The sequence below is a fragment of the Skermanella sp. genome, from assembly GCF_059503625.1.
Map to the genome: position 1 here is coordinate 1 of NZ_JCACHA010000819.1, position 9,047 is coordinate 9,047.

At 66.9% G+C, this 9,047-nt stretch carries 10 protein-coding genes; 5 read left to right on the forward strand and 5 right to left on the reverse strand.

Annotated features, from left to right (window positions below; genetic code table 11):
• The first annotated feature begins 177 nt into the window (after positions 1 to 177).
• Positions 178 to 408, forward strand: coding sequence for a hypothetical protein (locus AC5JJ6_RS29415; protein ID WP_496045464.1), 231 nt, complete (start codon positions 178 to 180; stop codon positions 406 to 408).
• Between the two features lie 26 nt (positions 409 to 434).
• On the opposite strand, the gene AC5JJ6_RS29420 is transcribed toward AC5JJ6_RS29415, so the two are convergent.
• Positions 435 to 1,262 (reverse strand): DUF1223 domain-containing protein, encoded by an 828-nt coding sequence (locus AC5JJ6_RS29420; RefSeq protein WP_496045465.1) that lies wholly within the window; start codon positions 1,260 to 1,262, stop codon positions 435 to 437.
• A 253-nt stretch (positions 1,263 to 1,515) separates the two neighbouring features.
• Here AC5JJ6_RS29420 and AC5JJ6_RS29425 point away from each other — a divergent pair, with 253 nt between their 5' ends.
• Positions 1,516 to 1,740, forward strand: coding sequence for a hypothetical protein (locus tag AC5JJ6_RS29425; protein WP_496045466.1), 225 nt, complete (start codon positions 1,516 to 1,518; stop codon positions 1,738 to 1,740).
• On the opposite strand, the gene AC5JJ6_RS29430 is transcribed toward AC5JJ6_RS29425, so the two are convergent.
• Positions 1,680 to 2,591 (reverse strand): SGNH/GDSL hydrolase family protein, encoded by a 912-nt coding sequence (locus AC5JJ6_RS29430; protein ID WP_496045467.1) that lies wholly within the window; start codon positions 2,589 to 2,591, stop codon positions 1,680 to 1,682. The genes AC5JJ6_RS29425 and AC5JJ6_RS29430 overlap by 61 nt on opposite strands.
• A 349-nt stretch (positions 2,592 to 2,940) precedes the next feature.
• Here AC5JJ6_RS29430 and AC5JJ6_RS29435 point away from each other — a divergent pair, with 349 nt between their 5' ends.
• Positions 2,941 to 4,161, forward strand: coding sequence for an OpgC family protein (locus tag AC5JJ6_RS29435; RefSeq protein ID WP_496045468.1), 1,221 nt, complete (start codon positions 2,941 to 2,943; stop codon positions 4,159 to 4,161).
• Positions 4,162 to 4,166: 5 nt separating this feature from the next.
• Positions 4,167 to 4,802, forward strand: coding sequence for a DUF3618 domain-containing protein (locus AC5JJ6_RS29440; protein WP_496045469.1), 636 nt, complete (start codon positions 4,167 to 4,169; stop codon positions 4,800 to 4,802).
• Positions 4,803 to 4,909: 107 nt separating this feature from the next.
• Here AC5JJ6_RS29440 and AC5JJ6_RS29445 read toward each other — a convergent pair whose 3' ends face one another.
• Together AC5JJ6_RS29445 and AC5JJ6_RS29450 are read right to left on the reverse strand one after the other, a co-directional pair.
• The gene (locus AC5JJ6_RS29445) at positions 4,910 to 6,205 is read right to left on the reverse strand and encodes a hypothetical protein (RefSeq protein ID WP_496045470.1); all 1,296 of its coding nucleotides are present in this window, start codon (positions 6,203 to 6,205) and stop codon (positions 4,910 to 4,912) included.
• Positions 6,206 to 6,272: 67 nt separating this feature from the next.
• Positions 6,273 to 6,950 carry a DUF2383 domain-containing protein gene (locus tag AC5JJ6_RS29450; protein ID WP_496045471.1) on the reverse strand — a complete coding sequence of 226 codons (678 nt, stop codon included), beginning with the start codon at positions 6,948 to 6,950 and terminating at the stop codon, positions 6,273 to 6,275.
• A 242-nt stretch (positions 6,951 to 7,192) separates the two neighbouring features.
• On the opposite strand from AC5JJ6_RS29450, the gene AC5JJ6_RS29455 reads away from it, so the two are divergent.
• On the forward strand, positions 7,193 to 8,152 hold the full coding sequence (locus tag AC5JJ6_RS29455) for a response regulator transcription factor (RefSeq protein WP_496045472.1): 960 nt from the start codon (positions 7,193 to 7,195) through the stop codon (positions 8,150 to 8,152).
• 19 nt (positions 8,153 to 8,171) lie between these two features.
• Here the strand turns inward: AC5JJ6_RS29455 and AC5JJ6_RS29460 are convergent.
• Positions 8,172 to 9,047 (reverse strand): GNAT family N-acetyltransferase (locus AC5JJ6_RS29460; RefSeq protein WP_496045473.1); only part of this gene is annotated, 876 nt, incomplete at its 5' end.

Below are 9,047 nucleotides of genomic sequence, written 5' to 3' on the forward strand. Positions count from 1 at the left end.
GATCTGGATCATCAGGCGAAACTGGCTGCCTTTGGCTACAACACCATAATGCCGCGATTGTAGCCGCTGGGGGATCGGGGTCCAGCCGCGACTGGTTGCGGTTGACTTGGCCATGACTTCGCCATGACTTGGCCGTGGTCCGTCGCAGTGCCTTAACCGGTGAAGGTTCGATCCGATATGCAGAATGAGGTTATCCAGGACAACGTCGTCCCGGACGGGGACCGCCTTGTCTGCTCTCCGGTAATGACGGAAGCTCTCTGCGTGCTCGACATCATCAGGAAGGCCGGGCTGGTGATGGTGCCGCCCGATCCGACCGACGAGATGGTGGAAGCCGCAATGGCGGTTCCCGGTATCGGGGCGGACCGGGTCCGCGCCGTCTTTCGGGCGATGCTCGCGGCGGCGCCGTAGAAGCGGCTGTTCCCTCCCGTCCGGGGTTACAGCGGCGCCGCGCCGCCGTCGCCGCCGGTCATGCGGCGGGCCGCCGCGCGCATCGTCCGCACCAGGGCCTCCCACGGGGTGACGCCGGCGCCCAGCAGGCGGCGCTCGACTCGCGCCGCTCCCAGGATGGCTTGGGGGCGGCCGTCGGCGTCGAATTCCTGGACCAGGACGGCGACGCCGTAGCCGGCGGGGGCCATGGGTACCCGCAGGTTGCGGGCGGAGCCGGTCCAGGCTCCCATGTCGACGATCTCGCGCACGAGGTTGCTGTGGCGCAGGCGCTGGCCCCGGTTCTCGCCGGCCTTGACCGACTTGCCGCGCCCAAGCTGGTAGCGGACCATCAGGACGCGCGCCTCGCCGCCGTTGGGGCCGCGCGGGATCGGGCCGCGCGGGATGCCGACGCCGATCGTGCCCTTGCCGGCCTCGACCGCGATGTTCAGCCGGCGGGCCTGGGGCTGCCCAAGGCTTTCCGCCATCGCTTCGCCGACCGCGCGCGGGCGGTCTCCGGCGGTCTCGAAACGTCCGTCGACGATCATCTGCGGAGTGTAGACGCTGTCGCGTCCAAGGGCTTCGTTGTAATCGCGCTGGCGCCGCGTGTTGTTTTCCGTCGCGAACGGGTCTTTCCAGCCCATCCGGTCCCAATAGGTCACATGAAAAGACAGCGCCAATACATCGGGCCTGCCCGCCAGTTCGCTCAGAAGGGCGTCCGCGACACGGGACTTCGAGCATCCTTCCGACGTGAACAACTCCACGACCGTCGGCTGGTCGGCAAGAGCCGAGTTGAACAGGCGTCCGAGCGGCAGGGCAAACAGGATCACGCCCAACATTACTTAATCCTCTTCAGGCACTTGGCGGTCATTCATCTTGCGGACGACAGCTTATAGCGGGCCGATACACGTCAGGCATACTTGATCGTTGTATTAAGACCGAAGATAGAAATTGGCGTCGGCGGCCCGAGTTTTACGGGTCATTCAGGTGGCATCTGAGAATTCTTCCCACTGCGACCGGGATGTCACACTTTTGACACCCGTTTAGATCCTTTCCATAACTAGCATCGGGCTTCGAGCGGGAGGGATCGAAATGAACAACCAATTCGAAGTGAACGAGATGCTGCGCCGGATCGCCGGCGACCGCTTGATGTCCCGGTTTTCCGAGGGACCCGAAGAACAGCTGCCCGTCCAGATGCAGGCGATCCTGGCGCTGACCGCCGCCATCGCCTGCTGGGGGTTCGTGGGAGCCTTGCTTTACCTGGGGTTTTCAGCACTTCGGACCGCACTGGGACCGCTCAGCGTCTTTATTGCCTGAGCCGGCTTGCCGGCGGCGGGCGGCTGGATCGCCGGGATCGCGGTCGGCACGATCGCGTCCGCCATCAGCCGCGCAAGGCAGTGGTAGCTGGCGTCGGTCATGTGAAGCTGATCGGACGACAGCATGGTCGCCGGCGTGAACTGCCGGGAATCCAGCCAGTATTTCATCACCTCGCTCCGCCGGAACACCGGCAGCCCATGGGCGGCGCCCAGCGCGCGGACCGCATCGACATAGGCGGCGTAGGTCGCGTTGTTGGCTTGGCGGGGCAGGAACTGCGGCTCCAGCAGGAGCAGGTCGGCGCCGCTCTCCCGGATGCGCCGGATACCCTCGACCGCCTGGACGCCGAAGGCCTTGGCGTCGACGTTGCGCAGGGCGTCGTTGGTGCCGAGCTGCCAGATCACCAGATCGGGATGGAGCGACAGCACGTCGCGGTCCAGCCGCGCCAGCGTGCCGGCCGCCGTCTCGCCGCCGATGCCCTTGTTGACGACGTCGATCCGGGTTCCGGGGAAGCGCTGCTCCAGGATGGCGTCGAGCTGGGCCGGATAGGTCCTGGACGGAGCGGACGCGCCGATGCCCTCGGTGCTGGACGACCCGACCGCGACGACGCGCAGGTCGTGCTTCTGGCTGAGCGCCACGCTGGTATGGGGCAGCTGGCGCACGGACGCCGCCGAAACCAGCGCCGGCGCGGCGCACATGTCGGCGGCCGGCGCTTGCGGCTGGGGCTGCGGCTGGGCCGGAGATTGGGCCGGAGATTGGGCCGAGACGAGCGCGGTCCCCGTGATCAGGCCGGCCAGACCGGCGCCGACGCCGGCGGTTCCAAGGCAGAAGGCGACGAAAGCTCTTTTAACCATTATCCCGGATCACTCGCTCGGTTGCCGTTGCAACGGACGCCAACCGGCGCCGACCCTGCGTATTGATCCACAATATGGTTAAAATGTGATTTCAGGGGCAATGAAAAGCGTTCGCCCGGCCGGTGTGGCCGAAACGCAACCTCTCCGACGATGCAGACGCATTTTCCGGCTGCAAGGTTCCTTGGAGAGCGCACAATTATCGTTTTTATCATTCGGGGGAATGGTTGCCTATTTGTGGTATTGATTTACCATCCCAGGAATAAACATGAACAACATCCGTTGAAACTGCTGTGTTGACGGCCTGTCGAAGGGCCGGAACATGATTCTATTTGGCCGCGGAGAGAGAGCCATGAAGCGTTTTACTGTCCTGGACGGACTGCGCGGTTATTTTCTTGTATTTATGATGCTTAATCATCTCCTTTTTCAAGGTGATCTTTTATTGCAAAAGATCAACCATGGAGAACTCGGTTATGTCCAGGACGCGCAGGGTTTCGTCTTCCTGTCCGGCATCATCATCGGACTGTACTACACGCGGATGATCGGGCAGGGCCGGACGGGCCTGATGGACGCCAAGATCCTGAGACGCGCCTACGACCTTTACGTCTATGCGGTGATGGTGCTGGCGGTGATCCTGATCCTGGCCATGGTGGTGCCGAACTCCCGGCCGCTGTGGGGCCAGTTCATGTGGGAAATGTACCAGACGCCGTCGGTCACCGCCGTCTCGGCGTTCCTGCTGCTGTACCAGCCGACCTTCATGGACATCCTGCCGCAATACATCGTCTATCTGGTGGCGTCGCCGCTGCTGCTGCGCTGGGTGGCGCGCGGCTACTGGCGGGAAGTGCTGGGCGGCAGCATCCTGATGTGGCTGGGGGTGCAGCTCGGCTGGCATCTGCCGGCGGTCCGCATCTTCGAGCAGTCGGTGGCGGAGATCGTGCCGGGCTTCGTCCTGCAAAGCCACTTCAACCCGCTGGCGTGGCAGGTCGTGTTCGTCACCGGGCTGCTGCTGGGGGCGGCCGATACGCGGGGCAAGATGGACTGGAACGGCTGGTTCTCGCCGGAACGGACCGACCTGCTGAAGGCGTCGATCGTGATCGTGGTCCTGTTCCTGTTCTACAAGCTGGGCTTCACCTATGGGTTCATGCCGGACAGCATGGCCCTGCGGTTCGACGGGTTCAACAACCGGACCGAACTGAGCCTGGTCTATCTGCTGAACTTCGTGGCGCTGGCCTATCTGGTGACGTGGCTGCTGGTCGCGGGCGGGGACAGCGCCTTTCCGGCGGCGCGGCGGGCGGGGGACCTGCTGAACCGGCTGTTCCGCTGGCGCTTCCTGACCTTCCTGGGCAAGCATTCGCTCCAGGTCTATGCCTGGCACGTCGTCGTGGTCTACGTCGTGCTCGGGTTCGACAGCAGGATCGGCCCGTTCTCCGAACTGACCAAGACGCTGATAGCACTGGGCGGCGTCGCCAGCCTGATCATCCCCGCCTGGGTCCACGCCAACTACGCGAACTGGACGGAAGCGGGCCGTCTGGCGGCCCAGCCGGAGCCGGCCCAGGGACGGCCGCGGAACTAACCCCGATGCGTTTGGGTTGCCATGGGGTGCGGGACGACCGCACCACATTGCTATTCGATGGAAGGCTGGAGATGGCGAACCCGGACGACAGGACCCCCGAACAGATCGAGCGCGAGATCGAGCAGACCCGCCGCAACACCGCGGCAACCCTGGCCGCCATCGAGGACCGGCTGGCGCCGGGCCGCCTGATGGACGAAGCCTGGAGTTATCTGCGCAGCAGCGGGCAGGGTCAGACTTTCGTCTCGAATCTCTCGGCGACGGTACGCGACAACCCGATCCCGGTCGCGCTGCTGGCGATCAGCCTGGCATGGCTGGCGATCGCCAGTTCGAAGACCGGCACGCGGCGCGAGGAATCTTATGGTGATGGCTACCGGGGCGATGGCTACCGGGGCGGTGGATATCCCGAGGAGGACGACGCGATCCTGACCGAGCATGCGTTCAAGTCGTCGCATGCGCCGGCGCATTCCCACAAGGTCGAGTACGTCGATCCCGACCGTCACCACGAGCACGTTTCGCGCTCGCGCGCCGATGCTCCGGCAGGCGTCTCGCCCAGTGCCGACACCCTGCTGGGACGCGAACGCGGCACCTTGCCGGCGAGCGAGGCGGCGAAGGTGTTCCAGACGCCGGGAAGCGGCGCGTGAGCGCCGGCTGAGAGAGCGGCCGATCAGGCTGACGAGGCTGACATGAAAAAGGCGGCAGGGTGAACCTGCCGCCTTTTCCTTTTGCCGGCGCGTGGCCCGGTGGACGGTTACTGCTGGGCGGGAGCGGCTTCGGGGGCCGGTTCCGCCGGAGCGGCTTCGGGAGCCGGCTCCGGGGCGTCGCGGCGCTGTTCCAGCGCCTGGAGTTCGGCCGCCTGCCGGGCGATCTGCTCGCGGAGCTGGGCTAGGCCCTGCTGCTCGTTCAGAAGGTTCTGGCGGGCTTCCTGGATGCGCTGGTCGACCTCCTGAAGCTCGGTCGTCCGCTGCGTCACCTGTTCCGACAGGTCGGCGACGTCGCGGCGGGCGGTGACTTCGGTGTCGCGGGCCTGCGCCGCGGCCTGGGTCAGTTCCTCGACCCTGGCCTGCGCGGCCTCGGCCTGGGACGTCAGGTCGGCGACGCGCTGTTCGGCCTGGGCGGCCTCGGCGGTGCGCTGCTCGATGGTCTGGGTGACCTGGGCCAGTTCCTGCTGCCGCTGCTGGAGCTGGGCTGCGGCCTGGGTGCTCTGCTGGGTGACGTCGGCCAGCTGGCGCTGGGCGTTCTCGAGTTCCTGACGGGCGCCCGTGAGCTGGTCGTTGGCGGTGGCGAGCTCTTGGCGCGACTGGGCGAGGTCCTTGCGGATCTGGTCGAGCTGGGCGGCTGCTTCCTCCGCCTGCTGGCCGGCCTGCGCCGCCTGATCGGCCTTGGCCGCCGATTCCTGGCTGAGGGCGGCGATGCTGTCGCGGAGCTGGGCTTCCTGCGCGCGGACTTCCTGCACCCGCTGGGCGATCTGCTCCGTCTCGGCGGTGCGCTGGGCGATCTGCCCGGTGATCGTGGCAAGCTGGTCGCGCGCGGCGGCCTGCTGCTGGCTGGTCTCGCCGAGCTGAGCCGTGCCGCGCTCGATCTGCTGCGTCTGCTGGCGGATCTGCTCGGCCAGCTGGTTCGCCTGCTGCTCGGCCTCGGCGCGCTGCTGCTGGAGCGTCCGGGTCTGCGCCTGGGCGGCTTCGGCCTGGGCGTTGAGATCCTGCAAGGTCTGCTGGCGGGTCTGGATCTCCTGGCCCAGGCGGTTGACCTCGCCGGTCAGGCGCTGTTCGTCCTGGACGGTGGTGCGCAGGCGTTCAAGGTCGGCCTGGAAGGTCTGGCGTTCGTCGCGGGCCGTGTCCCGTTCGGTGGTGACCGCGGCCAAGGTCTGCTGGTGTTCGCGCTGGCGCTGGGCCAGCTGTTCCTCGAGGTTGCCGTTCTGGACCGCGTACGAGATTGCCGCGATCACGGCGATGACCGCCACCACGGCCAGTCCCAACAGGTAGTATCGCAGGTTTCCCTGGCCAGCCGCCGCGCGGCTGTCGGGATTTTCGTGCGAGCTGGTCATGGATATCCTCTTCGCTCACTGGCATATCACCCGAGAACGCGGCGGCCATCCGACTTGTTGCCGGCTTTCAGGCGCCCCGAACGGAGCGTGCCAGAAGATCCAGCCACAGCTTGCCCGCCGCCTCCAGGATGTCGGCATTCGATCCGTGGACGAAGGCGAAGCCGGAGACCATCCGGCCGGCCACGCTGTCGCGTCCCGCTCCCAGCCGCTCCAGCGCGTCCCAGGCCCAGCGGTGATGGGTCTCCTCGTCGCGGGCGGCCCGGTGCAGCACCGCCGCGACATCGGCGGGATGGCCGGCGGCCCGGGCGTGCCGCTCGTACTTGTCGCGCGCCTGGGTCTCGTTGGCGACGAAGGCGAGCAGGACGGCGCGGTCGCCGCCGGCAAGGCCCCCCAAGGCTCCGAAGCTGCCCAGCATTCCGCCGGTGGAGCCGGCGGCCTGGACCAGCAGCTTGAAGATGCCGGTGGGGAAATGGGGCATCCGGACCGGCAGGCCGCCGCGCGCCCGGATCAGGCCGGCCAGTTCGACGATGTGCCGTTCATGATCCTGCCGGAAGCCGATCAGGGTATTGCGCAGGTTCCTGTCACGCAGCGCCGAGATCGCCAGCGTATAGGCGCCGGTCGCGTCGTAGTCGAGCTGGAGAAGGTCGTTCAACTCGCCGATCAGGGCCGCCTCGCGGACCGTCGCGGAATGAACGAAGGGCAGGGGCGAAGCTTCGCCGGCGAAGGAAGCGATCGGGCTGGTCATATCGGCAGGCTCATCTGGCAATCCCTCATAAATTCGGCCCCGGTCCAATCATCTGGCTCCGGTATCCGGGGAGTTAAACATCTGACTGCGACAATGGTCCCGCCACGGAAACGCTACCCGGCTCTTGCCGATTAAAAATGATATGGCATTCTTGTTTTTGTTGAAGTGTCTAGAAAAGCCGGACGCGAATGTGCATCCCTTGAAGCTTTCAGCCACCTGTCAGTGCGGTATGGGATGAGCGGATGATCGCGAGAATATACAGGCCCAAGATCGGCATCCTGATGGGGGAAGGCAATCTTTCCGTCCGGATCGCGCTGAAGTCCCTGCTCCAGGCCGAGGGCTTTTCCAACATCGTCGACGTTCCCGACGTGAAGAACCTGCGCTCGCTGCTGGAGGAAAGGCGCGAGCCGCCCGACGTCGTGATCCTGGACGCCGACCTCGAGGACGACAACCCGTGCGAGATGGTCCGGTCGATCCGCCACGGCAAGCTCGGCACCAATCCGTTCCTGACCGTCGTCATGACGACCTCGATCGCCAGCAACGACCGGGTCCGCGCCATCGTGGAAAGCGGCGCCGACGGGCTGCTGCTGAAGCCGATCTCGCCCGCCGCCGTGATGGAGCGGCTGGCCGGGCTGGTCCGCCAGCGCAAGCCGTTCATCGTGACCTCCGCCTATATCGGACCGGACCGCCGCAAGGACCCGGCGCGCGGCCCAAGTTCCATCCCGCTGTTCGACGTGCCGAACACCCTGCGCGCCAAGGCGGAAGGGCGTCCGCCCCGGCTCGACGAGCTGGAAACGACCATCGCCCTTGCGCAGAAGGCGATCGACGAGGAGAAGCGGCGGCGCGACGCCTTCCAGATCACCTTCCTGGCCGGTCTGATCGTTTCCGGCACGCCCGGTCTCAACGACGACGCCACCAACCGCGACTACCTGGAATCGCTGACCGACGCCTGCTCCGACCTGATGGAGCGGATTTCGGACACGCCCTTCGCCCGGCTGGCCGAGATCTGCACCGAACTCCGCAGTCTGGCGCAGCGGATGGTGTCCACGGGCAGGGTGAGCGAACCGCAGGCGCTGAAGATGCTCCGGCCGATGACGGACGCCCTGATGATGGGCCTCAATCCCGGCACCGCCTCGGCCGAGCTGGCGGAGCAGGTCAACGCGGCGATACGGGGATACCGGGAGCGGATGCGGGCCGGATGAGGTTGCCGGGCGGTCCCTGTCAGAACATGTCCGACAGCCACGGTTTCGGCCCGGCGAACAGGGTGGCGGCGGTATCGAGCGCCGCCGGCCGTGCTTCCAGCAGGCCCAGGTCCGCCATGGTCCGGGGCGCCAGATGGCCGGTATAGAGCGTCGCCAGCGCATCGACGCCGAGCGAGATGCCGGCGGCGCCGCGACCGGAACCGGACAGGCGCTCGACCGTCGCCGCGCCGTCCTCCACCTCCAGCCGGTAGCGGCCGCCGTTGCCGGCGAGCAGGGGATCGCCGACGTCGAGGGTCAGGCCGGCGCGGACTCCCATCGGCCAGCCGCGCGCCGTCAGGGCACCGGCGACGTCGGTGATCCGCAGCATCCACTGCTCCCACGAGGCGATGGCGGCGCCCACTTCCGGCATCAGGTGGATCAGCACGTCCTCCGGTCCTCCCGCCCAGGTGACGGCCTGGGCCTGGGAATGCCAGCCGGCCAGGAAGGCCAGGATCGCCCGCCCGGCGCGGGGCGTCAGGGCGGCCCAGTCTTCCACATGCAGCGTGCGGTCGGACGACTTGGGACCCATGGTCAGGTAGCCTTCGGGACCGCCGGCGCCGGGGATCAGCCAGGTGTCTAGCGGCTTCGCCGCAGAATCCAGCGCCCGCTGCCACAGCAGTTCGCAGCGCGCCAGCAGGCCGTTGGTCCGCCGTGCCCGCTCCGCCTGCATGTCTTCCAGGGTGGAGCGGACGACCGGCGCCATCAGTTCGGGTCCGAGATCGGAACGCAGGCCGCGCAGGACGCCGAACGGCAGCCGGTAGGTGATCCTGTCGCCGGCGGTGCCGTAGCCGGCCTTGGCGTAGAGCGGCCGGGTCGCCGGATACAGGGTGGAGATCGGGAAGCCCGCCGCCCGCGT

Bases quoted from the DNA above. Each gene is read 5' to 3' on its own strand.
- AC5JJ6_RS29415 (WP_496045464.1), top strand. From the start codon at position 178: ATGCAGAATGAGGTTATCCAGGACAACGTCGTCCCGGACGGGGACCGC.
- AC5JJ6_RS29420 (WP_496045465.1), bottom strand. From the start codon at position 1,262: ATGTTGGGCGTGATCCTGTTTGCCCTGCCGCTCGGACGCCTGTTCAAC.
- AC5JJ6_RS29425 (WP_496045466.1), top strand. From the start codon at position 1,516: ATGAACAACCAATTCGAAGTGAACGAGATGCTGCGCCGGATCGCCGGC.
- AC5JJ6_RS29430 (WP_496045467.1), bottom strand. From the start codon at position 2,591: ATGGTTAAAAGAGCTTTCGTCGCCTTCTGCCTTGGAACCGCCGGCGTC.
- AC5JJ6_RS29435 (WP_496045468.1), top strand. From the start codon at position 2,941: ATGAAGCGTTTTACTGTCCTGGACGGACTGCGCGGTTATTTTCTTGTA.
- AC5JJ6_RS29440 (WP_496045469.1), top strand. From the start codon at position 4,167: ATGCGTTTGGGTTGCCATGGGGTGCGGGACGACCGCACCACATTGCTA.
- AC5JJ6_RS29445 (WP_496045470.1), bottom strand. From the start codon at position 6,205: ATGACCAGCTCGCACGAAAATCCCGACAGCCGCGCGGCGGCTGGCCAG.
- AC5JJ6_RS29450 (WP_496045471.1), bottom strand. From the start codon at position 6,950: ATGACCAGCCCGATCGCTTCCTTCGCCGGCGAAGCTTCGCCCCTGCCC.
- AC5JJ6_RS29455 (WP_496045472.1), top strand. From the start codon at position 7,193: ATGATCGCGAGAATATACAGGCCCAAGATCGGCATCCTGATGGGGGAA.